Annotated in this window: 25 protein-coding genes; 11 read left to right on the top strand and 14 right to left on the bottom strand. The window is 59.5% G+C overall.

What is annotated here, in order from left to right:
* Positions 1 to 15 precede the first annotated feature (15 nt).
* Entirely contained in the window at positions 16 to 687 is a 672-nt protein-coding gene (purQ, locus tag ASD46_RS09325; protein WP_003516005.1) for a phosphoribosylformylglycinamidine synthase subunit PurQ, read from the top strand.
* Between the two features lie 85 nt (positions 688 to 772).
* Entirely contained in the window at positions 773 to 1,180 is a 408-nt protein-coding gene (locus ASD46_RS09320) for a hypothetical protein (RefSeq protein ID WP_019567095.1), read from the top strand.
* 132 nt (positions 1,181 to 1,312) lie between these two features.
* Here ASD46_RS09320 and ASD46_RS09315 read toward each other — a convergent pair whose 3' ends face one another.
* The gene (locus ASD46_RS09315) at positions 1,313 to 1,618 is read right to left on the bottom strand and encodes a DUF1127 domain-containing protein (protein ID WP_003516008.1); all 306 of its coding nucleotides are present in this window, start codon (positions 1,616 to 1,618) and stop codon (positions 1,313 to 1,315) included.
* A gap of 93 nt (positions 1,619 to 1,711) precedes the next feature.
* Here ASD46_RS09315 and ASD46_RS09310 point away from each other — a divergent pair, with 93 nt between their 5' ends.
* The 4 genes from ASD46_RS09310 to ASD46_RS09295 all read left to right on the top strand — a co-directional run bounded on the left by ASD46_RS09310 (position 1,712) and on the right by ASD46_RS09295 (position 6,427).
* On the top strand, positions 1,712 to 3,130 hold the full coding sequence (locus ASD46_RS09310) for a PLP-dependent aminotransferase family protein (RefSeq protein WP_025593897.1): 1,419 nt from the start codon (positions 1,712 to 1,714) through the stop codon (positions 3,128 to 3,130).
* A gap of 107 nt (positions 3,131 to 3,237) precedes the next feature.
* Complete coding sequence (locus ASD46_RS09305; RefSeq protein ID WP_025593899.1) at positions 3,238 to 3,828, top strand: acyloxyacyl hydrolase; 591 nt, start codon at positions 3,238 to 3,240, stop codon at positions 3,826 to 3,828.
* Positions 3,829 to 3,942: 114 nt separating this feature from the next.
* Positions 3,943 to 6,177 (top strand): phosphoribosylformylglycinamidine synthase subunit PurL, encoded by a 2,235-nt coding sequence (gene purL, locus ASD46_RS09300; RefSeq protein ID WP_025593900.1) that lies wholly within the window; start codon positions 3,943 to 3,945, stop codon positions 6,175 to 6,177.
* 16 nt (positions 6,178 to 6,193) lie between these two features.
* Positions 6,194 to 6,427, top strand: coding sequence for a BolA family protein (locus tag ASD46_RS09295; RefSeq protein ID WP_003516012.1), 234 nt, complete (start codon positions 6,194 to 6,196; stop codon positions 6,425 to 6,427).
* 136 nt (positions 6,428 to 6,563) lie between these two features.
* Here the strand turns inward: ASD46_RS09295 and ASD46_RS09290 are convergent, their stop codons facing one another.
* Positions 6,564 to 7,712 carry a hypothetical protein gene (locus tag ASD46_RS09290; RefSeq protein WP_025593903.1) on the bottom strand — a complete coding sequence of 383 codons (1,149 nt, stop codon included), beginning with the start codon at positions 7,710 to 7,712 and terminating at the stop codon, positions 6,564 to 6,566.
* Between the two features lie 109 nt (positions 7,713 to 7,821).
* On the opposite strand from ASD46_RS09290, the gene ASD46_RS09285 reads away from it, so the two are divergent.
* The 3 genes from ASD46_RS09285 to ASD46_RS09275 all read left to right on the top strand — a co-directional run bounded on the left by ASD46_RS09285 (position 7,822) and on the right by ASD46_RS09275 (position 9,926).
* A complete protein-coding gene (locus ASD46_RS09285; RefSeq protein ID WP_013636391.1) occupies positions 7,822 to 8,073 on the top strand; it encodes a hypothetical protein in 252 nt (83 codons plus the stop codon).
* Between the two features lie 170 nt (positions 8,074 to 8,243).
* Positions 8,244 to 8,579 carry a Grx4 family monothiol glutaredoxin gene (gene grxD / locus ASD46_RS09280; RefSeq protein WP_003516034.1) on the top strand — a complete coding sequence of 112 codons (336 nt, stop codon included), beginning with the start codon at positions 8,244 to 8,246 and terminating at the stop codon, positions 8,577 to 8,579.
* A 138-nt stretch (positions 8,580 to 8,717) separates the two neighbouring features.
* A complete protein-coding gene (locus ASD46_RS09275) occupies positions 8,718 to 9,926 on the top strand; it encodes a multidrug effflux MFS transporter (protein WP_025593906.1) in 1,209 nt (402 codons plus the stop codon).
* Between the two features lie 74 nt (positions 9,927 to 10,000).
* On the opposite strand, the gene ASD46_RS09270 is transcribed toward ASD46_RS09275, so the two are convergent.
* From ASD46_RS09270 to rpsD, 5 genes are all read right to left on the bottom strand, one after another.
* Entirely contained in the window at positions 10,001 to 10,825 is an 825-nt protein-coding gene (locus tag ASD46_RS09270) for an inositol monophosphatase family protein (protein WP_003516036.1), read from the bottom strand.
* Positions 10,826 to 10,855: 30 nt separating this feature from the next.
* Positions 10,856 to 11,683, bottom strand: coding sequence for an inositol monophosphatase family protein (locus ASD46_RS09265; protein ID WP_003516037.1), 828 nt, complete (start codon positions 11,681 to 11,683; stop codon positions 10,856 to 10,858).
* A gap of 16 nt (positions 11,684 to 11,699) precedes the next feature.
* Complete coding sequence (gene ttcA / locus ASD46_RS09260) at positions 11,700 to 12,614, bottom strand: tRNA 2-thiocytidine(32) synthetase TtcA (protein WP_003516038.1); 915 nt, start codon at positions 12,612 to 12,614, stop codon at positions 11,700 to 11,702.
* Positions 12,615 to 12,677: 63 nt separating this feature from the next.
* Complete coding sequence (locus ASD46_RS09255; protein WP_003495341.1) at positions 12,678 to 13,607, bottom strand: glutaminase; 930 nt, start codon at positions 13,605 to 13,607, stop codon at positions 12,678 to 12,680.
* A gap of 69 nt (positions 13,608 to 13,676) precedes the next feature.
* Positions 13,677 to 14,294: a 30S ribosomal protein S4 gene (gene rpsD / locus ASD46_RS09250; RefSeq protein WP_003516040.1), complete on the bottom strand. Its 618-nt coding sequence runs from the start codon at positions 14,292 to 14,294 to the stop codon at positions 13,677 to 13,679.
* Positions 14,295 to 14,745: 451 nt separating this feature from the next.
* Between rpsD and ASD46_RS09245 the strand changes: the two genes are divergently transcribed.
* Positions 14,746 to 15,729: a TerC family protein gene (locus tag ASD46_RS09245; protein ID WP_003516041.1), complete on the top strand. Its 984-nt coding sequence runs from the start codon at positions 14,746 to 14,748 to the stop codon at positions 15,727 to 15,729.
* A gap of 38 nt (positions 15,730 to 15,767) precedes the next feature.
* On the opposite strand, the gene ASD46_RS09240 is transcribed toward ASD46_RS09245, so the two are convergent.
* The 7 genes from ASD46_RS09240 to ASD46_RS09210 form a co-directional block, all read right to left on the bottom strand.
* Positions 15,768 to 17,285: an ATP-binding protein gene (locus ASD46_RS09240; RefSeq protein ID WP_025593912.1), complete on the bottom strand. Its 1,518-nt coding sequence runs from the start codon at positions 17,283 to 17,285 to the stop codon at positions 15,768 to 15,770.
* 126 nt (positions 17,286 to 17,411) lie between these two features.
* Complete coding sequence (locus ASD46_RS09235; RefSeq protein ID WP_025593913.1) at positions 17,412 to 18,299, bottom strand: EamA family transporter; 888 nt, start codon at positions 18,297 to 18,299, stop codon at positions 17,412 to 17,414.
* A gap of 37 nt (positions 18,300 to 18,336) precedes the next feature.
* Positions 18,337 to 18,975 carry a LysE family translocator gene (locus tag ASD46_RS09230; RefSeq protein WP_025593915.1) on the bottom strand — a complete coding sequence of 213 codons (639 nt, stop codon included), beginning with the start codon at positions 18,973 to 18,975 and terminating at the stop codon, positions 18,337 to 18,339.
* A 446-nt stretch (positions 18,976 to 19,421) separates the two neighbouring features.
* Positions 19,422 to 19,661 carry a DUF1127 domain-containing protein gene (locus tag ASD46_RS09225; RefSeq protein WP_025593918.1) on the bottom strand — a complete coding sequence of 80 codons (240 nt, stop codon included), beginning with the start codon at positions 19,659 to 19,661 and terminating at the stop codon, positions 19,422 to 19,424.
* 380 nt (positions 19,662 to 20,041) lie between these two features.
* On the bottom strand, positions 20,042 to 20,863 hold the full coding sequence (murI, locus tag ASD46_RS09220) for a glutamate racemase (RefSeq protein WP_013636403.1): 822 nt from the start codon (positions 20,861 to 20,863) through the stop codon (positions 20,042 to 20,044).
* Complete coding sequence (locus tag ASD46_RS09215) at positions 20,847 to 21,689, bottom strand: RNA methyltransferase (protein WP_003516049.1); 843 nt, start codon at positions 21,687 to 21,689, stop codon at positions 20,847 to 20,849. The genes murI and ASD46_RS09215 overlap by 17 nt, the downstream gene beginning before the upstream one ends.
* A 174-nt stretch (positions 21,690 to 21,863) precedes the next feature.
* Positions 21,864 to 22,394: a hypothetical protein gene (locus tag ASD46_RS09210; protein WP_013636405.1), complete on the bottom strand. Its 531-nt coding sequence runs from the start codon at positions 22,392 to 22,394 to the stop codon at positions 21,864 to 21,866.
* Between the two features lie 216 nt (positions 22,395 to 22,610).
* On the opposite strand from ASD46_RS09210, the gene ASD46_RS09205 reads away from it, so the two are divergent.
* Positions 22,611 to 23,825 carry an NADP-dependent isocitrate dehydrogenase gene (locus ASD46_RS09205; protein ID WP_003516051.1) on the top strand — a complete coding sequence of 405 codons (1,215 nt, stop codon included), beginning with the start codon at positions 22,611 to 22,613 and terminating at the stop codon, positions 23,823 to 23,825.
* The last annotated feature ends 94 nt before the right edge of the window (positions 23,826 to 23,919 follow it).

The raw sequence follows: 23,919 nt of genomic DNA, 5'->3' as shown, positions 1-23,919 counted from the left end.
CAGGAGCCGCCGACCATGAAATCCGCTGTCGTCCAACTTCCCGGCCTCAACCGCGATCGCGACATGATCGCGGCACTCACGAAAATCTCCGGCAAGGCGCCCGTCACCATCTGGCAGACGGAGACGACTATCCCGGATGTCGACCTGATCGTCATTCCGGGCGGCTTTTCCTATGGCGACTATCTGCGTTGCGGCGCAATTGCTGCACGCATGCCGGTCATGCAGGCCATTCGCGAAAAGGCTGAGCAGGGCGTCAAGGTTCTCGGCGTCTGCAACGGCTTCCAGATTTTGGTCGAAGCGGGCATGCTGCCGGGCGCGCTGATGCGCAACGCCTCACTGAAATTCGTCTGCCGCGAAGTGAAACTCGAAGTCGTCAACAACGACACCGAATTCACCCGCGCCTATGACAAGGGCCAGGTTCTGCGCTGCCCCGTCGCCCACCACGATGGCAACTATTTCCTCGATACGGATGAGCTTAAGTCCGTCGAAGACAACGGTCAGGTCGTTTTCCGTTATGCAGATGGCACCAATCCGAACGGTTCGCTGAACGACATTGCCGGCGTCATCAACGCCAAGGGCAACGTTCTCGGCATGATGCCGCACCCGGAAAACCTGATCGAAGCTGCCCATGGCGGCAATGACGGCCGTGGCCTCTTCGCCTCGGCGCTTGGCGTTATCGCAGCCTGACAAGCGGGCGGGCCATCCCCGCCTGCCCTCTTCCCGATGATGCTTTTTATGGCTCCAGTTTTTGGCCCTTACCTTGGATGACGCGATGAAACGCCTGCTCCGTTCCCACGCCCCGAAGGCCGCTGGATTGCTTCTCGCCGCAGCAGCGCTTGCTGCGTGCCAGCCCAAGCCGCAACCGGCATCGTCCTCCGCATCCCGTGCGGCATTGCCGACGATGGAGCGAATCGCGCTTGGCGCCAATGCTTGCTGGTTCAAATCGGGCGATCCGGCGTTCAAGGCCTATCGCCTGGCGCCCGAACTCAACTCCTTCTCGGGCCGTCCGCGCATTCTGCTCGTACCGCGCAACAGCCCGGAATCGCGCCCGATGCTGGTTATTCAGGCAGAAGGCAACCCGGCAAAGCTCGACGCCTTCGGCCCCGTTATGAACGAAGCCATCTCCGGCCGCATCGCAACCGACGTCAAACGCTGGGCGAATGGCGGCAAGGGCTGCTGATCGGGCAAAACTGCGCTAAAAGCCGGCCAAATACAAAAAAGACCCGCCGACGCCGGTTGGGACTGGCGTGGCGGGCCTGCCGAATGGCTGTTCAGGCACCGGGGAAAGATGGCGCCGCTCTCCGGCAGAAAATCAAAGCGGCCGCGACGGCCATGAAAACAGCTGCGATCTCGCGGCCTCCTTCAAGGCCTCGTCCCGCGTAACGCCGATATCGTCCAGAAGATCGTCGGACAATTCCCGCAAGGCAAGCCGTCCCTGACGTTTGCCATGCCAGTTGGACAATCCCGCAATCAGGCGGCCAATAAGCGTGTGAGCGATCCGGGCCGGAAAGGGCGACGGTGCGACCATGTCGCCGGTATCGCGGAACACGCGTTCCCGTTCGTAGCCGTCAGGATAAAGCGTATCCGCTGTCGAAAGGTATTGATCCATCTTGCGCATATTGCACCTATTGTCTCCGTGCGTTTGATCTCATTGACTGCATCCGATAAATACAATTGACTTGCGGATAGATACAATGCATAAATTGTCACCATGACAAATTGGCTTCCCGATATCACCGAGGGCAACGGCCCCATCTACCTTCGCCTCGCGGACAAGATCGAAGGCGCAATTTCGGATGGCATCTTGCAGGCCGGGTCGAAATTGCCGCCGCAACGCAATCTCGCTTTCGATCTGGGCGTTACAATCGGTACAATCAGCCGGGCATATGCCCTCATCCACGAACGCGGCCTCGTCAGCGGCGAAGTCGGCCGTGGCACCTATGTCAACGAGCGTAAGGCTGCCGCCCCATTATCACGCGTGGAACCGACGGCATCGGCATTCGGCGGCACGCGCTACGCGGTGGACACCAGCGCCGAATTCCGCCTGAACACCACGGCTGCTCCCGATGTCGGGCAGAGCGCGCTGGTCAGCAAACACGTCGAGGCCGTGACGAGAGAGCATCCCTTCGAAATTTCCAACTACACCCGCTCCTTTCCCGACAACTGGTGCATGGCGGGCGTTCGCTGGCTTTCCCAGAATGGCTGGTCGCCGAAACCGGAAAACATCGTTTCGACGCTTGGCGCCCATGCTGCGGTGATGAGTGTGGTAACGGCAATGACCGCGCCGGGCGACCGTATCGTTTTCGAACCCCTCACCTATTCCCATATCAGCCGCAGTGCCGCCCTTGCCGGACGGCGGGTGACACTGGTGGAAGTGGATGAGAAAGGCATTATCCCCGATGATTTCGAGCGCGTTTGCGCCCAACAGCATCCAAAGATGATCTTCCTGATGTCGGCGGGCCAGAACCCGACCTGCGCCACCCTGCCCGAGGAGCGGCGGCGGGCGATCGCCGATATCGCCCGCAGATACGGCGTATGGATCGTGGAGGACAATCTCTATGGCGCCATGACGCGGGATGCGATCCCACTCATTGCGGAATTCGCGCCCGATCTTACCTTCGTTGTCGGCGGCCTGTCGAAATCCGTTTCCGCCGGCGTCAGGGGTGGCTGGGTCGCCTGCCCGGCGCAATTCGCCTCGAGAATTCGCATTTCGCATTCGATGATAACCGGCGGACTGCCGTTCATGCTGGCCGAACTGAATGCACGCCTCGTCAACAGCGGCGACGCAGACGACATCCGCAAGGACTGTATCGCCGAGATCAACCAGCGCGAGGCCCTCGCCAGACGCATCTTTGCGGGGCTGGAATTCAACGCCCTGCCAGACATCGCCTTTCTGTGGCTGAGGCTGCCTGAACCGTGGCTGTCTGGAACCTTCCGCAGCGCTGCCATGAAGGAAGGTGTGCTGATAGACGACGAGGACGAGTTTAAGGCCGGGCGCACGGAGAAGGTTTACCACCGTGTCCGCATCAGCCTTTCTGGGCCGTCAAACCAGGAAGAACTGAAGCATGCCCTGGGTATCCTGCGGCATCTGCTCGACAATGGTTCAGCCGGCTACGAAAGCGAGGCGTGAGCGGGAACGAGTCTTTCCTGCAACACGCCCCCTAATTCAGTAACTCATTATTTACCACGTCGACGAATCTGCCATCCTTTCCCTACTTCGGAGCGGGGAATGATTCGATGGCAGCATTCAGTTCCATATCCGCCAGGGCATTTGTTGCTCTCGCGATGGTTTTCGCAGCATGTGTGTTGAGTGACATGACGCCGGCCGCCGCCGCAGACGGCACGGTGTTCGATGAATTGCGTTTCGGGGTCACAACCTCGCTCGCCGATCGCAATGGTGGCGGCGAAGATGGTGTATTCCCGGCCTTCACTGCCTATTTCGATCCTTTCGCGAGCGCCTCGGCGGTCACCTTTGGCGAAAAACTTGCCCGACCACGTCTGCATCTGGGTGCGGAAATCGGCACCGAGGGCGAAGCAAATACCATTTACGGCGGTATCAACTGGACCTTCGACCTCAATCCGAAGATCTTCGTCGACCTCGGCTTTGGCGGGCTGTGGCATGACGGCAGGCTGATAAATGGTCCGGGCGAAACTGGCGCGGAATTCGGTTGCCGCGTGCTTTTTCATGAATATGCCGCCATCGGATATCGCTTCAACAGCAACTGGAATATTTCGACCCAGATCGAACATGCCTCCCATGCCAATCTGTGCGACGGCCCCAATGACGGGCTGACGCGTGTCGGACTTATGGTCGGCTACAAGTTCTGAATAACCCAACAAAGCAGCGTTTTGCTGGCAAAACTGCGCATTTTCCTGTCGCACGGAGAGGCCTCTTGCGCTAAAGAACCGGAAACTTTCCTCGGCTCGAACCGCGTGAGACCTATGTCGATTCCAAACTCCATCAAGATCACCCCGGAACTCGTTGCATCCCACGGGCTGAAGCCCGACGAATACCAGCGTATCCTCGACCTGATCGGACGGGAGCCGAGCTTTACCGAGCTTGGCATTTTCTCGGCCATGTGGAACGAGCACTGCTCCTACAAGTCCTCCAAGAAATGGCTGAAGACCCTGCCCACCACGGGCCCGCGTGTCATTCAAGGCCCCGGCGAAAATGCCGGCGTGGTGGATATCGATGATGGCGACTGCGTCGTCTTCAAGATGGAAAGCCACAACCATCCGTCCTACATCGAGCCCTATCAGGGTGCGGCAACCGGCGTCGGCGGCATCCTGCGCGATGTCTTCACCATGGGCGCACGCCCGATCGCAGCCATGAATGCGCTACGTTTCGGCGCACCCGACCATCCGAAGACCCGCCACCTCGTGGCTGGCGTCGTCGCCGGTGTCGGCGGTTACGGCAACTCCTTCGGCGTGCCGACCGTCGGCGGCGAAGTGGAATTCGATCCCCGCTATAACGGCAACATCCTCGTCAACGCCTTTGCCGCCGGACTTGCCAAGTCCGATGCGATCTTCCTTTCGGAAGCCAAGGGCGTCGGCCTGCCGGTGGTGTATCTCGGTGCGAAGACCGGCCGCGACGGCGTCGGCGGCGCGACCATGGCCTCTGCCGAATTTGATGAGTCGATCGAAGAAAAGCGCCCAACCGTTCAGGTCGGCGACCCCTTCACCGAAAAGTGCCTGCTGGAAGCCTGCCTCGAGCTGATGAAAACAGGCGCGGTCATCGCCATTCAGGACATGGGTGCCGCCGGCCTTACCTGCTCGGCCGTCGAAATGGGCGCCAAGGGCGATCTCGGCATCGAACTTGATCTCAACGCCGTACCGGTGCGCGAAGAGCGCATGACGGCCTACGAAATGATGCTATCGGAAAGCCAGGAGCGCATGCTCATGGTTCTCGAGCCCTCCAAGGAAGAAGTCGCCAAGGCGATCTTCGTCAAATGGGGCCTGGACTTCGCCATCGTCGGCAAGACCACCGACGACCTGCGTTTCCGCGTGCTGCACAATGGCGAGGAAGTCGCCAACCTTCCGATCAAGGATCTCGGTGATCAGGCTCCGGAATACGACCGCCCGTGGACGCCCGCAAAGGTTCAGGCTCCGCTTGCGGAGAACGACGTTCCTAATACAGACATTGCCGACGCATTGGTGTCCCTGGTCGGTTCTGCCAACAACTCCTCGCGCCGCTGGGTCTACGAACAGTATGACACGCTGATCCAGGGCAATTCCCTGCAGCTGCCGGGTGGCGATGCCGGCGTTGTCCGCGTTGAAGGCCATGACAAGAAGGCGCTCGCCTTCTCCTCCGACGTGACACCGCGTTATGTCGAGGCCGACGCCTTTGAAGGCGGCAAGCAGGCCGTGGCCGAATGCTGGCGCAACATCACCGCAACCGGCGCTTTGCCGCTCGCGGCCACCGACAACCTCAATTTCGGCAATCCGGAAAAGCCCGAGATCATGAGCCAGCTCGTCCATGCCATCAAGGGCATCGGCGAAGCCTGCCGCGTACTGGAATTCCCGATCGTTTCCGGCAACGTCTCGCTCTACAACGAGACCAACGGTCAGGCGATCCTGCCCACCCCCACCATTGGCGGCGTTGGCCTGCTGAAGGACTGGGGCCGTATGGCGCGCATCCGCTTTGCCGCCGCGGACGAAGTCGTGCTGCTGGCGGGCGCGCCTGCCGGTCTTGGCACCCATATTGCCCAGTCCGTTTACATGCGCGACGTGCATGGCCGCATCGATGGCCCCGCACCGCATGTCGATCTGGAAGCTGAAAAGAGAAATGGCGATTTCGTCCGCGCCCTTATCGCAGACGGTCTTGCCACAGCGGTTCACGACTGCTCCTCGGGCGGCCTGGCTCTCGCAGTTGCCGAAATGGCAATTTCCTCCGGCATCGGCGCGACGATCGACGCGGTCGAGGGCCATAACCCCGTCCTCACCTTCTATGGCGAAGATCAGGGCCGTTATGTGCTGACCGTCAAGAAGAGCGATCTGGATGAAGTGCGCGCGGCAGCGAAGGCAGCGGGCGTTTCCTGCCCGGCGATCGGCGTCACCGGCGGCTCAAGCGTAAAGCTGGGCACGGCACGCGCTATCGAGATTAAAGAATTGCACTTGGCCTATGAATCGTGGTTCCCTCAATTCATGGATGGCGAAACTCTAATCGCCGCAGAATGAATTAAGGAGATACACCATGCCCATGAAACCCGGCGACATTGAAGACATGATTAAGGCGGGAATTCCCGGGGCAAAGGTCACGATCCGCGATCTGGCCGGTGATGGCGATCATTACGCGGCGGAAGTCGTCGCGGATGCTTTCAAGGGCAAGACCCGCGTGCAGCAGCACCAGATGGTCTATGACGCGCTGAAGGGCAATATGGGCGGTGTTCTGCACGCCCTTGCCCTGCAGACCTCGGCTCCCGAATGACTGCGCCCGGAAAAGCGTCTCCGGCAGGACGGTTTCACTGTCCTTGCCGCGGCAACGCTTGAAGCCATGGATTGAAAAAGGCCCGCGTGAGACTGTCACGCGGGCCTTTTCTTTTCCGGCAAATGGTGCGTGCCGCTTACAAAACAGGTGGCTGCTGCGATTCCAGATCGGCAAAGGAGGCAGCCGGCAACGGCCCAGCCGTCAGCAGGGTAAAATCGTAACCGGACTTGCGGTCCGGCCCCAGAACATATTGCCGGTGCATGCGCAGGAAGTTGCGCTTGTTCTTTTTGTAGCGTTCGGGTGAAAGCGAGTGCTTGAAACGGATCGGCACGATCTTCGGCTGCGGCGCATCCTTATGCCCAGTCAGCGCCACGGTGTTGCAGCGGTAGAGGTGGATCGGATCCGTCAGGCACTGGATATCGAACCATGTCACTTCAGGGTGACGCGCAATCACGCCGACGCTCTGGCGAAGCCTGTCCGCACTCGACAGCAGCGCGCATTGCAGCGCAGCGCCACCGAGCGTCGCAAAGGACAGCTTCCGGCCATCCAGCGCATCTGGCCGCAGTTCCAGCACACGGCCTATCACGGCGAGCGCCAGGCTGGCGCCCATACTATGCGACACGACCAGAACCTCCTCAGACGGCTGCTCCAGCGCCTTGAGAACGAGGGCTGCCTTCTCTTCGATCCAGTTGCGGGCAATCGGCTCATCCCGCCCGACGGCCAGCGCAAAGCGCCAGTCGGCATAAAGATGCAACGTATGAAACCGTTCGGCGAAAGGCAGAAACGCCTTCACGAAGAACAAGACCGCAGCGGGAAGACTGATCGCAAGCAGCCAGAGCGGCAAACCGAACAGCCATGGCGAGAGCGCGATCCCCGCCGCAAGTGCACCACCCACCAGCATCAGCAGAAACGGGAAAATGAAGAACAGGCCGAAACGCCAGGCGTGACGGAGGTAACGCCCTGCCCCACCTTCCGCGACGATACCGGCCGCAGCCGCAAAGCCTAGTGCGATCTGCCGCCAGAGTGGCGCATCCCGCAGGCGCGATATCACCGCATTGTGGTCGTAGACGAAGATGGTGGAACGCGTCCGCCAATCGCCCGCCGAGGCCTCCACCGTGAATGTTTCGCCAGCCGGCGAGTTCTCCAGCGCACCCACGGCATAATTGACATCCCACGTCTTGCCAGCAAGCGCTGCCGCCCGCTGATAGCGCAGATGATGCGCAGCCGCATCGAGCGGATCGAAGCCCGGGAAATAAAGAACAAGTCGTGACTTGACGGTCGGCATGCATAAACCCTCGGGCTGGAGACACCCGAAAGGATCGCTTGATACAGTGGGCGATGCACGTATAGTAAAAAACGCGACGGAAATATGATTTATTTGTTGCGAGGGAATTTTGTCTGGGATCGTCGATCAATTGCTAAACGGCGTCGTCAAAGGCGCTCTGTCCGAAGTCCTCGCCAAGACAGGCCTTCGCAAAACCCGCCGCATCCGCCGCCGGACCAAAAGCAACACGTCCCTCGCAGGCGGCATCGTCGGCTCCGTGCTGGAAGCGGCAATCAAAGCAGCCGTCAAACCCAAGCCGGCCAAAAAACAGGTGAGCAAAAGACGCACCGCCGCCGCCCGCAGCAGACAGCGGCTTCGATGATGCATCACCTCAGCGTGCTTCCAACCTGGTAGCCAAGGTTTCGGCCCTCACTTTGCGACTACACAGCAGCGTATTTTTTACGCTTCCCGGGTGGAAATCGCGCCGCGACATGTTATTTAGGGACAAAGTCAAAGCAGCGGCCTTGAACCGCATGTGAAAGGAATAGGCCTATGAGCGGCATTCACGATATGATCGACAGCGAAGTGAAGAGCAACGACATCGTTCTTTTCATGAAGGGCACCCCGCAATTCCCGCAGTGCGGTTTTTCCGGTCAGGTCGTACAGATCCTCGATTATCTCGGCGTCGACTACAAGGGCGTCAATGTGCTCGCCGATGCCGACATCCGTCAGGGCATCAAGGATTATTCCAACTGGCCGACCATCCCGCAGCTCTACGTCAAGGGCGAATTCGTCGGCGGCTGTGACATCGTAAGAGAGATGTTCCAGTCCGGTGAACTTCAAAATCACTTCCAAGAACAGGGTATCAGCGTCCGCGGCGCGGCCTGATTTCGGCCGGTTCATCCGGCCCACCCTGATTGTCAGAAAACTTATGCCAGGCGTTGCTTCATGCAACGCCTTTGCCGTTCTTTTTGGGGCAATCCTGTGACAGAACTTTCACAATCCACCACTTCGCGCGCCGTTTCGATGGGGCGCACGGAATTCATCGCGCTTGCCGCGATGCTGATGGCGCTGAATGCGCTTGCCATCGACATCATGCTTCCCGGCCTTCAGGAAATCGGCGCGTCACTTGGCGTCGTGAATGAAAACCACCGTCAATACGTCATTTCCAGCTATCTTCTAGGCTTCGGCATTGCCCAGCTTCTATACGGACCGATCTCGGACCGTTTCGGGCGCCGCAAGCCGATGCTCGTCGGGCTGGGAATCTACATCGTCTCGGCCATTGCCGTCGTCTTCGTACCGTCATTCACTGGCCTGCTGGTTCTGCGCTTCATTCAGGGCATCGGCTCTGCGGCGACGCGCGTCATCACCATTTCGATCGTGCGCGACATCTATGGCGGCCGTCAGATGGCGGAAGTCATGTCGCTGATCATGATGGTATTCATGGTCGTTCCGGTCATCGCACCCGGCACTGGCCAGATCGTGCTGTTTTTCGGTGACTGGCACCTTATCTTCGCCTTCATGGCCGGAATTGCCGCCGTCGTAACCGCCTGGATGTATTTCCGCCTGCCGGAAACCCTCCATGCCGATGACGTCAGGCCTTTCACGGTTCGTTCGATCCTCGGTGGCTTCAAGATCGTGCTCACCAACCGTATCGCGCTCTGTTACACGCTCTCCAGCACATTTATCTTCGGTGCGCTGTTCGGCTTCATCAATTCCGCCGAACAGGTCTATAAGGGCATCTACGGGCTGGGCGCATGGTTTGCGGCCGCTTTTGCGGGCGTCGCCCTGTTCATGGCCTTCTCGTCCTTCATCAATGCGAGGCTTGTCGGCAGGTTTGGCATGCGCAAGCTGTCGCACGGATCGCTGCTCGGCTTCATCGCCATCACCTTCGTGTGGCTGGTGGTACAGATGGTTGGGCCGGAACCGATGCCCTTTGCGATCTTCATCGTGTTCTTCGCGCTTGCCATGTTCCAGTTCGGCTGGATCGGCTCGAACTTCAACTCGCTCGCCATGGAGCCGCTCGGCCATGTCGCCGGCACGGCCTCGTCCGTCATTGGCTTCATGGGAACCGTCGGCGGTTCGCTGATCGGTGCCGTTATCGGTCAGGCTTTCGATGGCACGGCGCTGCCAATGGTAGCCGGCTTCTTCGCCGTCTCCATTATCGGCCTCGTCTTCGTGCTGATCGGAGAAAAGGGCGTGCTGTTTCAGGCCCACAACAAGCCGACGCACTAAGGGCGGACAGACAAATAAAAAGGGCGCGGAACTCGGTTCCGCGCCCTTTTTTGTTGATCAAAGCCGAACTTCACTCAAACCGTGAAAATCTTCTCGCGCAGCAATTCCCATGTTTCCTGATCAGGCGCAAGCAGCAGGCCACCCTCAAGGTGGCGCGGCAGGTAAGGCGAGCCGTCGAAACGGGCGGCGTAGGCGCCCGCTTCCTGCGAAAGCAGGGTGCCAGCGAGATGATCCCAGGGCATAAGCTTGTTGTACATCAGGAAATGCATGTGGCCGCCGCAGAACACGCGGTATTCATGCGCAGCACAACGGTAGCTGGTGAAGAGCCGCACATCCGCGAGGTTCATGAGAATCTTGCGGCGGGTCTCCACGTCAAAATAACCGGTGTTGGCGATGCCGACCATCTGCGACAGTGCCGGTGCCGGAACGACGGACATCTGCGTCTGCGAACCATCGGCGGCACAAAGCCATGCGCCGGAACCCTTTTCGGCAATCGCCCAGTCATTGCCCATCGGATCGAAGATGAGACCGGCAACGGTCTCGCCCTTGGAGATGACGCTCATCATCACGCCAAACAGCGGCAGGCCCGACGCGAAGTTGTAGGTGCCGTCGATCGGATCGACCACCACCGCAAGATCCGCATCCGCAAGCTTGCCAAGCAGCGAAGCATCCGCCGCAACCGCCTCTTCACCGATGAACAGCGCCTGCGGCATGATTTCCTGCACGCGGGCGCGGATCAGCCGCTCAGCAGCCTCGTCAGCCTCGGTTACGAGGTCTATCGCCTCGCTCTTTATCCTGACGTCGCCCTCACCCAGATTACGGAACCTCGGCAGGATTTCCACTGCCGCCGCCTCCTGAAGCGCATTGGCGAGAGAGGCGATGTCGAGTTCGATAGCCATGGGCGATATCCTTCTATTTAAGCATCAATATTATAAGGCCACGATTTCCCGGCGCAGCATCTTCCAGCTTTCCTTGTCGGGTGCCGACAGGATGCCGCCTGTCGTCTGTCCTGGCCGGTAGGGCGTATTGTCGAAACGGGCCGTGTAGCCGCCCGCTTCCTGATGAATGAGAACGCCGGCGAGATGATCCCAGGGCATCAGCTTTTCGTGGCCAATGAAGTGCAGCTTGCCAGTCGAGGCAAGCCAATATTCATGAGCCGAGCAATTGATTGAAAGCGCCATCTTGATCTTGGCCATATTGGCGGCGATCACCGGGCGGCGATCTTCATGGCTGTGACCCCAGGAAAATATGCCGACCATTTCAGACAATGGCAGGGGATCGGCAACCTTGAGCCTTGCCTGTGAGCCGTCCTTGCGGTGGAGATAAGCGCCCTCGCCTTTGAGAGCAAGGATGGTATCACCCATGACAGGATCGTGGATGATGCCTGCGACCGTCTCACCCTTGACGGTGACGGCGAGCAGCGTGCCGAAAGCTGGAAAACCGGAAGCATAGTTGAAAGTGCCGTCGATTGGATCGATCACGAAGGCAAATGGTGCATCGGCAAGGGCAGGAATAACGGATTGATCCGCGTCATAGGCCTCTTCGCCGACAATATGGGCCTTCGGAAACCGTTGCAGAAGAGCGGCGGTTATCGCCTTTTCCGTCAGAATATCCGCCTCGGTGACGAGATCGACGGCAGAGGTCTTTTCGGAAATCGCGCCTGCGTCGAGATTGCGGAAGCGGGGCATGATTTCCTGGCGGCCGGCAGCGGCAACGGTGGAAATCAGAAAGTCGATATCTTTATCGGAAAGGGTCATCGCTAAGGGCACTTCTTCATAAGGGAGGGCTGGCCTCCGTACGCTCTTCAGGTGACGCCCCGGTGACAGAAAGCGCCGAGAAATCAAAAAGCTTCGGGTCGAGCAGATGCGATGGATTGACATGGGCAAGCGCCCGCAGCATCACGTCCTTGCGGCCCGGCATACGCCTTTCGATGTCAGCCAGCATCTCCTTCATGGCATTGCGCTGAAGCCCGTCCTGCGAGCCGCAGAGGTCACAGGGAATGATCGGGAATTCCATCGCCGCCGCGAATTTCGCCATATCCTCTTCGGCGCAATAGGCAAGCGGGCGCAGCACCATCAGGTCGCCCTCGTCGTTCATCAGCTTTGCCGGCATGCCAGCCAGACGGCCGCCATGGAAGAAGTTCATGAAGAAGGTCTCGAGAATATCCTCGCGGTGATGGCCGAGCACGAGCGCGTCGCAGCCCTCTTCCCGCGCAATACGGTAGAGATTGCCGCGCCGCAGCCGCGAACAGAGCGAACAATAGGTGCCACCCGCCGGCACCTTTTCCTTCACAACGGAATAAGTGTCGCGATATTCGATGCGATGTGCGACGCCGATTTTCGCCAGATATTCCGGCAGGACGTGCTTGGGGAAATTCGGCTGGCCCTGATCCAGATTGCAGGCAATGAGTTCCACGGGCAAAAGGCCGCGCCACTTCAGATCAAGCAGCAGCGCCAGAAGACCGTAGCTGTCCTTGCCGCCGGAAAGGCCTACCAGCCAGCGCTTCTGGCCGTTCAGCATGCCAAAATCCCCGAAGGCCTGACGTACATTGCGCAACAGCCGCTTGCGCAGCTTGTTGAAGGAGACGGAACGGGGCGCCGCGTCGAACAGCGGATGCGAAGCGCCATTTTCTCCGGCCAGGTCCTGATCGGCCTCGACCTCATCTGCGATGCTGGTGACAATGTTCATGATTAGCCCGCTCTGGCGTTCAGCCATTTTCAATGCAGGAAATGCCCGCATCCGCCCGCAATATCAAGCCCCGAATACCGACCAGCCGGTTTTCGTCGCCAGCATTTCCAGCGCATGCGACCCAAGCGCCGAATTGCCGACCTTGTTCAGACCCGGCGACCAGACCGCAATCGACGCCTTGCCCGGCGCCACTGCCATGATGCCGCCGCCCACGCCGCTCTTGCCCGGCAGGCCGACATGATAGGCGAAATCGCCCGATCCGTCATAATGGCCGCAGGTCAGCATCAGCGCATTGATGCGCCGCGCGCGTCGGTCTGACACAACCGTATGACCACTCAGCGGATTGCGGCCGCGATTGGCAAGGAAAAGACCGGCCCGTGAAAGCTGCGCGCAGGTCATGGACAGCGCGCACTGATGAAAATAGACGCCCAGCGTATATTCAACGGGGTGATGCAGATTGCCGAAGGACCGCATGAAATTGGCAAGCGCGAAATTGCGGAAACCCGTCGCCTGCTCGGATTTCGCCACGGTGTCATCAATGCTGATCGTGTCATCATCAGCGAGATAACGGACGAAACGCAGAAGCTCGCCAATCGCCTCGCGCGGCTGGTGGCCGGAAAGAACGATATCCGTCACCACGATGGCACCGGCATTGACGAAGGGATTGCGCGGAATGCCGTGCTCATGCTCCAGCTGGACGATGGAGTTGAAGGACGACCCCGACGGCTCACGCCCCACCCGGTTCCATACCGTCTCGCCCGCTTTGCCGAGCGCCAGCGTCAGCATGAAGACCTTGGAGATGCTCTGGATCGAAAACGGCGTGAGCGCATTGCCGGCCGTATAGGTGGTTCCGTCGACAGTGGTGATGGCGATACCGAACTGGTTCGGATCGACCTTGGCGAGTTCCGGAATGTAATCCGCAACTTTGCCCTCGCCCAGGCGCGGCACCATGCTGTCGTAAATGGAATCGACGATCGCCTGAATGTCCTGCATGCAAAGCCTTCCCCAGCAAACAAAAAAGCCGCCCCGAGGGGCGGCTTTCTCAATACTGAAACGCGCCGATTAACGCGAGTAGAATTCGACGACCAGATGCGGTTCCATGACGACCGGGTACGGAACGTCAGACAGAGCCGGGATGCGAGCATAGGTCGCAACCATCTTGTTGTGATCGACTTCGATGTAATCAGGAACGTCGCGTTCTGCGAGCTGAACAGCTTCGAGAACGGTCACCAGCTGCTTGGACTTCTGGCGAACTTCGATAACGTCGCCCGGCTTGCAACGGTAAGAACCGATGTTGACGCGAACGCCGTTAACCGTGACGTGGCCATGGTTGATGAACTGACGCGATGCGAAAACGGTCGGAACGAACTTGGCGCGGTAGACGATGGCGTCCAGACGCGACTCGAGCAGGCCAATCAGGTTCTCGGAGGTATCGCCCTTGCGACGGTTTGCTTCGTCGTAGGTGGCGCGGAACTGCTTTTCGCGCAGTTCGCCGTAGTAGCCCTTGAGCTTCTGCTTGGCGCGCAGCTGCGTGCCGAAGTCGCTCATCTTGCCCTTGCGGCGCTGACCGTGCTGGCCCGGGCCGTATTCGCGGCGGTTTACCGGGGACTTCGGACGGCCCCAGATGTTTTCGCCCATACGGCGGTCAATTTTATACTTAGCCGATTCGCGCTTGCTCATCGTATTTCCTTCTCAATAGGTTATGCCGGTTTGTTGCCAAACCGGTTTGAGGAAACACGCCCTCCTCTGAAGCCCGTTTCAGGACCTCTGACAGGTTTCTCACATGCGAATGGAGAGACCACGGGACATGTCGGTGATGTTGACCGCCGAACGTCAGCTTATAAACTGCAAGGCAGTCAACGAAACACACCGGACATGACTGCCCGGCGTTGGGGCGGCTTCTAAACACGTTTTACAAATTTGTCAAACAAAGCCCGCCGCTTTTTTCTCGATCCACCCCTTGAAAAGCTGGAAGGCCCACCCACTTCTAAGCCGTAATCAGGACTCGGGCCCCTCTGGCGTGTTACCGGACAACACGCGATGTCGAGTCTCTTGAAGGTTGGGGCCCACGTTTATTCCTGATACGCGTCCCCATCCGCAAAGCCAACCTCGTCCGGCTAAAGGTTGACTGATGGAGTTCCTCCTCAACGATTTTCTCGGTACCCCCACATGGATGTGGGCGGTCTTCATTTCTCTTGTCCTTGGCCTCTTGGCGCTCGATCTCGGCGTGCTGCACAAGAATTCCAAGGAAATCGGCATCCGTGAAAGCTTGCTGATGTCCGGCTTTTATATCGCCATCGGCTTGGCCTTCGGCGGATGGATCTGGTACCAGTCCGGTGAACAGTCAGCGATGGAATATGTCACCGGCTTCGTGGTCGAAAAAAGCCTCGCCATGGACAATATCTTCATCATCGCGATGATCTTCTCCTATTTCGCCATTCCCCGCCAATATCAGCACCGCGTGCTGCTATGGGGCATCCTCGGCGTGATCGTTCTGCGCGGCATCATGATTGCCGGCGGCGCCGCCATTGTCGAAAACTTCCACTGGGTGCTTTATCTCTTTGCGGCCTTCCTCGTCTTCACGGGCCTCAAGATGCTGTTTTCATCCGACCATGACGAGAACGACATCGGCAATAACCGCATCCTGAAATTCCTGCGCAGCCGCCTTCCGGTAACGGAGAAGCTGCATGGCGAGAAATTCTTCGTCAAGGAGACCGATGCTGCCACAGGCAAGCTTAAGACCTTTGTGACGCCGCTGTTTCTGGCGCTCATCATGGTCGAAATCGCCGACCTCATCTTCGCGGTCGATTCGATCCCGGCGATCTTCGCGATCACCACCGATCCGTTTATCGTCTATACCTCTAACATCTTCGCGATCCTCGGCCTGCGCGCCCTCTATTTTGCACTTGCCGCCCTGATCCACCGCTTTGCCTATCTGAAATACGCGCTGGCTGCGGTTCTGGTCTTCGTCGGCTCGAAGATTTTCGTCGCGGATATGCTCGGCATCGCCAAGATCCCGCCCGCCGTCTCGCTCGGCGTCACCGTCGCCATCCTCGCAACCGGCATCATCGGCTCGCTGATTGCAACGCGCAAGGAAACAAAGGCTATCGAGTAACACCTGAAAATGTTGGCGGCAGGAAACCCTGCCCCAACTTACTCCGCCGCCAGCCTCGCATCATCCTCAGCCGCATCCGCATCGCCGGGTGCGGTCTTCGCGTCAAGATCGGGGAACGCCACGATGCGCTTGCCGGAGAAATCGGCGTGTACCACCACAAGCTCCTTCTCCTCGAAATAACCGAGAAGACGGCGCGCACGGCGGGCGGAATGGGTACCGTAAGCGCGGGCAATACGGGCGTCGGATGGGCAAGGCTCCTCATTGAGCGCCGCCTTGACCAACAGCAGGAAAACCCCCTGCAGATCGTCGGAGACCGACATCGACAATTCCAGCGCCTTCTCCCAGCCTTCGCTGGCCGCCATTGCCGCATCCACGCCGGAGCGGGCAATCGCCACCTGCCGGCGGAAATCCGCCAGCGTCATCGGCGTGCCGGGAATACGGCGCATGCGCGCGCGCACCAGAAAATCCTGGTACAGCACGGCGTCGGTACGATAGGCCGATTGCGGATCGTCGAGAATTTCGACCAGCACTGCCGCGATCTTCTCTTCGCGCTCCTCCGGCGTCAGCTCCGGCTGACCTGCACGCGCCGACTGCTCCGGTGAAGGACCGGCGGCGGCGGGGGTGGAGCGGGAGAGTTCAGCGAGAATATCGGTTGTCGGGCGCGGCGCTGGCGGCGTGCGGCGCGTGGCGGGTCGCGTGAACTCTTCCGGGTCCGGCGTGAAGATCAGATCCTCCACATCCTGCGGTGCATCCGGCAGCGGCATAAGCTTCGGCGAGGAAGACCGCGCCGAGGTTTCCACCGCACCGATGACGATGGGCAACGGGCGGCGCGACAGCGCCGGTCCAAGCGCCACGAAATTGCCGCGCTGCAGATCGCGGAACATTTCCGCCTGCCGCCGGTCCATGCCGAGCAGATCGGCAGCGCGCGCCATATCGATATCGAGAAAGGTGCGGCCCATCAGGAAGTTCGAGGCTTCCGCCGCTACGTTCTTGGCAAGCTTGGCAAGGCGCTGCGTGGCGATAACGCCCGCAAGCCCGCGTTTACGCCCACGGCACATCAGATTGGTCATGGCGCCCAGCGACGCCTTGCGCGCATCCTCGGTCACCTCGCCGCCGACGGAGGGCGCAAACATCTGCGCCTCATCCACAACGACAAGCACGGGATACCAGAATTCGCGATCCGCATCGAACAGGCCGTTGAGGAAAGCGGCAGCGGCCCGCATCTGCTGTTCGATATCAAGACCTTCAAGCGTTAGCACGCAGGAAACGCGGTGCTGGCGGATGCGGTTGGCAATGCCCGCAAGCTCGGCTTCCGTGCGCTCTCCATCCACCACCACATGGCCGAACTTGTCGGACAGCGTGACGAAATCACCCTCGGGATCGATAATGACCTGCTGCACCCATTGCGCCGATTGCTCCAGGAGCCGGCGCAGAAGGTGTGACTTGCCGGACCCGGAATTGCCCTGCACCAGCAAACGCGTTGCAAGCAATTCCTCAATATCGAGCTTGGCCTGCTGCCCGCCCGATAGGGTTCCCATGTCGATGCCGACCTGCAATGTTCCGTTCCTCGTGCTGCATGTCATCCGGCCGATTCCCGTAACGGCGGCCGAACATGCTCTTTACCAAAAAATCACCGATTGCGTCTGCCCCGTGCCGATAATGCACAGGCAATTGCGCCACATCTATGCGGCCCCGGACGAGACGCGCGAAAATGATAGCCGCCTGCCGAACACATTCAGCATCAGCCCGATGATGACCAATGCGGCACCGACCACTTCGAAGACGGTAATATGCTCCGCAAAAGCGAGATAGGCGCTGACGAAACCGACAATCGGCACCAGCAGCGAAAACGGCGCCACCGTTCCGGCCGGATAACGCAGAAGCAGGTAACTCCAGATACCCGCGCCGACGATGGTCGCACCATAGGCCATGTAGATCACCACGAGAGCCATCGTAGGCGTCGCATTGCGCAGCCCTTCCGCAATCGCATCAGGTCCTTCCACCACCAGCGAAAGCAGCACCAACGGCAGAACGGGTACAAGGCTCGTCCACGCGACAAAGGAGACCGCATTCACCTGGCCGATGCGGCGATTGACGATGTTGCCGCAGGCCCAGGCAATGGCCGAGCCGACGCCCATCAGCAGCGGTATCAACGCTGCAGCCGTCATGCGCTCCACGCCGATGACCGCCAGCCCGCCAAAGGCAACGATTGCGCCGACGATCTGTGACGGCAACGGCCGCTCGCCGAGAAACACCACGGCCAGCGCCAGCGTGAAGAAGGCCTGCGACTGCATGACGAGCGAAGCAAGCCCAGCCGGCAGGCCGAGCTTGATGGCCGGGTAAAGCAGGCCGAATTGCACGAAACCCATCGCCATGCCGTAAACGATCATATGCCGCCACGGCACATTAGGTTTGGGCAGGAAGAACACCAACGGCACGGCTGCAAACAGATAGCGCACCCCCGTCAGAAACAGAGGCGGCATGTCGGCGACGCCGATCTTGATGGCAACGAAGTTGAAGCCCCACAAAAACACGGTGATCAGGGCAAGAAGAATATGCGGCAACGCCATTTTGTTATGTCCGAATTTCAGGCGATCGACGGGCGTTTTACGCCGAAACCGCCCTCTTCCAGCCAAATGTAATGAGACCGGCGCCGATCAGGAGACCGCCGCCCGTGCGGTTGACGATGCGCTGAACCTTGGGTTTGCGGATCGTATTGCGGGCGGCACTTGCCAGAAGTCCATAAAGCGCCGCATTGCAGCTGGCAAGCACAAGGAATGTCGCTTCGAAAATCAGCACCTGCGGCCAGAAAGGCAGAGTCGGCACCAGAAACTGCGGCAGGAAGGCGACGAAGAAGACAATGCTCTTGGGGTTCAGCGCCGTGACGACATAGGCATGCAGGAAGATTTTGAGCGGCCTTTCACGGCCGGTCACGCCTGCGGCTTCACCACCTTCAACGCCAACCGGCGAACGCCACAGCTTGATGCCGAGATAGATGAGGTAAGCCGCGCCTATCCATTTCAGACCGGTAAAAAGGGCCGCCGATGTGGCAAGCAGCGCGCCGAGCCCCAGCATGGAGGCCGTCATCGCAGTGAAATCACCAAGCGCCACACCCGTCACCGTCGCGGTGCTCGCCTTGCGGCCATGCCCCAGAGCATAAGAAATCACCAGCAGGATCGTCGGCCCCGGAATGGCAAGCATGATGGCGGATGCGGCCACGAAGGCCAGCCAGTTCTCCAGTGGCATGATGCAATCTCCCCCGTTCGGTCTTTGGAGCAAGCCACCAAAAGCGCCCGGTATCAAGCCAAATTTTCGGAGGCTGTGCCGCTTTGTCATCCAGCGGACGAAGGGGCTGCTGCTGCCGCTTCATCGCCTGTGCAAGATCGTAATTTGACTGCATGGCAAGCCATGCCGCGCCGCGCTGACCCCTGCCCGCTCCAGCCGCAGGGCAAGATCAGGGGTAACGCCCGCCCGGACGTTCAGGAGGATAGTGCAACGCGCTATATGCCAGGCCTTTCCACAGCTTCCGTTACGGAAAACTGAAGTGCGGCGATGAACTCCTCGCGGACGCGCCGTGGGTGGATGCCGGGTCAAGTCCGGCATGGCGGACGCGCGCATTTCGAACATCATTCGAAGTGTGAAACGGACGACGGAGCCTCCCCGGCATTTTCTCGCCGGAGAGACTGTCGCCATCAAAACCGCGGCGCCCAGTAAGGAGGGGCCCACTCCCGCCGCATTTTGCGGTCGGACGGCTCCAGGCCGATATCGTCCAGAAGACGCTCCGGCAGATCGGAAAGATCGGTCGGCGGCGGGCGCGGCACCATTGCCGCGACGAGAACCGCTTTCAGGGTTGTCCAGACGCCGAATGTGACGAACAGGCGGTCGACCGCATCCGGCAGCGCATATGCTACCAATGGTTGATTTTTCTGCATAGGGAATCCGTCCCGGCGCGGCGAAGCAGCCAGGTCCTTTATCGATGATAAAACGACATGCAGGAACGGCGGGCGCAACACGCGGTAGCGCGGACGCACAATTCAGCTGTCAGACGAAGTGAAGATGCCAAACGGCAGGGAAATCAGGCAGGAAGCCTTATCGGAGGTCGATGCCTCGGGACATGTAACCGCCGATGACCATGCCGGAAAAGCCAGACATGCCGGTAAGGCGCATATTCATATAGTCAGTCATTCCACGCCTCCTTTTTATAGCGGTTACAGACAAGATGCATCTTACACGAGATGCCGGACGCGACAAGAGGTCGCAATCTCGAATTGCAAAAGTCCGGCAGAATAGATGCAAAAATGCAACAAGCCGTTCAGCTCAGCGAGACGCTGAGGCCAAAACCCTGCATCAGCCGCCGTGTGGCGAAATCCGGCTTGCCGGAAGTGAAGACGGCGAAATCGAAACCATCTGGATGCTCCGCATCCTGCGGCAGCGGCACCAGGTGGCGCGCGCGACGGGCAATCGCTTCCGCCGGATCGAGCCAGTCCACCGGCCATGGCGCCAGCCGGCGAAACACATTGGCCATGAAGGGATAATGAGTGCAGGCGAGAACAACGATATCGGTGCGCTTGCCGTCGCTATCGATGAAGCAGGGCTCGATTTCCGCCAGCACGGCTTCATCGGAGATCGGCTCGCCCCTGATCCAGCTTTCGGCCATACGCGCCAGATTTTCCGATCCCACGAGGCGAACATGGCATTGCGTGGCGAATGACTGGATGAGATCGCGCGTATAGGCGCGCTTGACGGTGCCGGGGGTTGCCAGCACGGAAACGAGACCGGAACGGGTGCGTTCGGCCGCAGGTTTGATAGCTGGAACGGTGCCGACGAAAGTCATATCAGGAAAGCGCGCCCGAAGATCGGCGCCTGCTAGTGTGAAGGCGGTGTTGCAGGCAATGATGCAGACTTCAGGGCTATAGTCTTCAAGCAGCTTTTCGAAGAGCGAAAGAATGCGCGCTTTCAGCGCCTCCTCTTCCCAGCCACCATAGGGGAAACCGGCGTCGTCGGCCACATAGATGAAACCGCGCTCGGGCATCAGCACGCGCGCCTCGCGCAGTACCGTCAGCCCGCCAATGCCGGAATCGAACACCAGCACCGGTTTGAGAACATCGGCCAGAGCCTCAGTCGTCTTCAGCATTCTCCCCAGCCCTCTCCGACAATGGTCCCTCCGCCGTTCCGGCCCGGCCTGCCTGCTTAGGCCACTGCCGGGGAAAACGATCGAGTGACCTGATCACGCCACGGAAAACACTGATTTCCTGCTCGGAAAAGCCGCGTCTCGACAGCACCGCACGCAGATTGTCCACCATTTTCGGCTTTTTTTCGGGCGGATGAAAATATCCGCGCGCATCGAGCGCCTCCTCGATGTGTTCGAACAGGCCGAAGACCTGTTCCTTGGTCGAGGGCCGCTGCTCGATAGGCTGGAAAAGCGTCTCGTCCAGATCGTCCATGCCGGATTTCATCCACTCATAGGACATCAAAAGAACGGCCTGCGCGATGTTGAGCGAGGCGAAGGCGGGGTTGACCGGAAATGTCACGATCTCATCGGCCAGCGCCACTTCTTCATTGGTAAGGCCCCAGCGCTCACGCCCGAACAGGATGCCGGTTCTTTCACCCGCCTTGAACTTCGCGCGCAGCGTGCCGGCTGCGGTGACGGGGGCACGAACCGGTTTGAAACCGTAACGCTCCCGCGCGGTCGTGGCATAGACGAAATTGAGATCCTTGATCGCCTCTTCCAGCGTCTCGAACACCTTCGTCCCGTCGATGACATGATCGGCCTTGGAAGCGGCGGCGCGCGCCTTCTCGTTCGGCCAGCCGTCACGCGGCTTGACGAGGCGAAGTTCGGCAAGACCGAAATTGGCCATTGCCCGTGCCACCATGCCGATATTTTCGCCGAGCTGCGGTTCGACCAGAATGATCGCCGGGCCTTCCGCCACAAGTTCAAGCTCGCTGTTTGTGCCTGCCATCGTCGTTTTCCAGTTTCTGAAGCGCCGCATCGATTTTCAGGCCGATGCGTTTTATGGTTTTCGCGCATTTCCAGACTGAAAACCGGTCGCCGCTTTTCCTGAAAATGCTCTAAAGCGCGCTTCACTGGCACAGATCGGCGCCAAAATCAAAGCCGGGGCAGGCAGAACGCCCTGTTATTCGCCCTTGATGATCGCCGCCATCTCTGCGCGCAGCGAATCCCTGCCCTCGTCTCCAACCCGGTGAATGTCGCTGATGACAGGCTGGCCGTTTTCCTCGATGACATCGAAATGCACCTCGTCGACCGTTGCCTTCATCTCTGCCTCATCCATGCAGGCCCAGAGCTTGAACTTCGCCGTCACGTCAGTCACGCCGTCCTTCACCTCACCGGGCGTTACCGAAACATCCACCAGCGGACAGCCATCCTGCGAGTTGGTCACCACATCGTAGCCGAAGGGATCGCCGGTCTCGCCGCTTTCCGCCTCGTAAGCCGGCTTCTTGGAAGCTTCGCGGTATTGGGCAACGAAGTCCCTGCTGAACAGGCTGGTCAGCATGTCCTCGTCGAAGATGTATTTCCAGTTTTCCGCATCGCCGGACCAGTTCTTGACGGTAATGTCCATCACCTTCTGGACGGGATCGGCAGGGCCGGCCGCAAGGGCGCTGTGGGAAAAGAGGACGGCGGCAGTCAGAAGCAGAATATTCCGCATGATGTGATCCCGGAGGTAGGCCCGACGCGCGGGCGAAGCGATTCGCCTGACTGTATTCCGGCAATATGGTTTGGCAATGCGCAAAGCGTTATTGCACCGCGCCAAAAAAGCGCCCCCCATGGCTTTGCCTCAGGCGCGCGCGATGCTATAGCCGCACCGGATATTTTTCCGAATACCGGCGTCACCAGGCGCCACAGCTTCGAAGGTGAGGAATTCATGGCAAAGATCAAGGTAGCCAATCCAGTCGTCGATCTCGACGGCGACGAAATGACCCGTATCATCTGGCAGCTCATCAAGGACAAGCTGATCCTGCCATACCTCGATCTCGACATCGAATATTATGACCTCTCGGTCGAAAACCGCGATGCTACCAACGACCAGGTAACCGTCGATGCGGCACATGCCATCAAGAAGCACGGCGTCGGCATCAAATGCGCGACGATCACGCCGGATGAGCAGCGCGTCGAGGAATTCGGCCTGAAGCAGATGTGGAAGAGCCCGAACGGCACGATCCGCAACATTCTGGGCGGCGTCATCTTCCGCGAGCCGATCATCTGCAAGAACGTTCCCCGCCTCGTTCCCGGCTGGACGAAGCCGATCGTCGTCGGCCGCCACGCCTTCGGCGACCAGTACAAGGCAACCGATTTCAAGTTCCCCGGCAAGGGCAAGCTGACGATCAAGTTCGTCGGTGAAGACGGTCAGGTCATTGAAAAGGACGTCTTCGACGCGCCGAGCGCTGGCGTTGCGCTGGCAATGTACAACCTTGACGAATCCATCCGCGAATTCGCCCGTGCATCCATGATGTACGGCCTGATGCGCAAGTGGCCGGTTTACCTGTCCACCAAGAACACCATCCTGAAGGCCTATGACGGCCGCTTCAAGGACATCTTCGAAGAAGTCTACCAGACCGAGTTCAAGGCGAAGTTCGATGAAATCGGCATCATCTATGAACACCGCCTGATCGACGACATGGTCGCCTCCGCTCTGAAATGGTCCGGCGGTTACGTCTGGGCCTGCAAGAACTACGATGGCGACGTGCAGTCTGATACGGTTGCCCAGGGCTTCGGTTCGCTCGGCCTGATGACCTCCGTTCTCCTGTCGCCGGACGGCCGCACGGTTGAAGCTGAAGCGGCACACGGCACGGTCACGCGCCACTACCGCCAGCATCAGAAGGGTCAGGAAACTTCGACCAACTCGATCGCTTCGATCTTCGCCTGGACCCGTGGCCTCGCCCACCGCGCCAAGCTGGACGACAATGCAGAACTCGCAAAGTTCGCAGCAACGCTCGAAACCGTCTGCGTCGACACCGTCGAAAGCGGCTTCATGACCAAGGACCTCGCGCTCCTCATCGGTCCGGACCAGCCCTGGCTCTCCACCACCGCCTTCCTCGACAAGATCGATGAAAACCTCAAGACGGCGATGGCGGCTTAAAAGAACGGGGCACTGCCCGTTTGAAATATCGACAAAAGGAAACCCGGCCGCAACGCCGGGTTTCTTTTTTTGTTCACAGTATCTTGCTTAGATG

It is taken from the genome of Rhizobium sp. Root491 (genome assembly GCF_001427205.1).
Lineage (GTDB): Bacteria > Pseudomonadota > Alphaproteobacteria > Rhizobiales > Rhizobiaceae > Agrobacterium > Agrobacterium tumefaciens.
The sequence above is the reverse complement of the archived record's forward strand: the minus strand, read 5'-3'. Positions and strand labels throughout refer to the sequence as shown.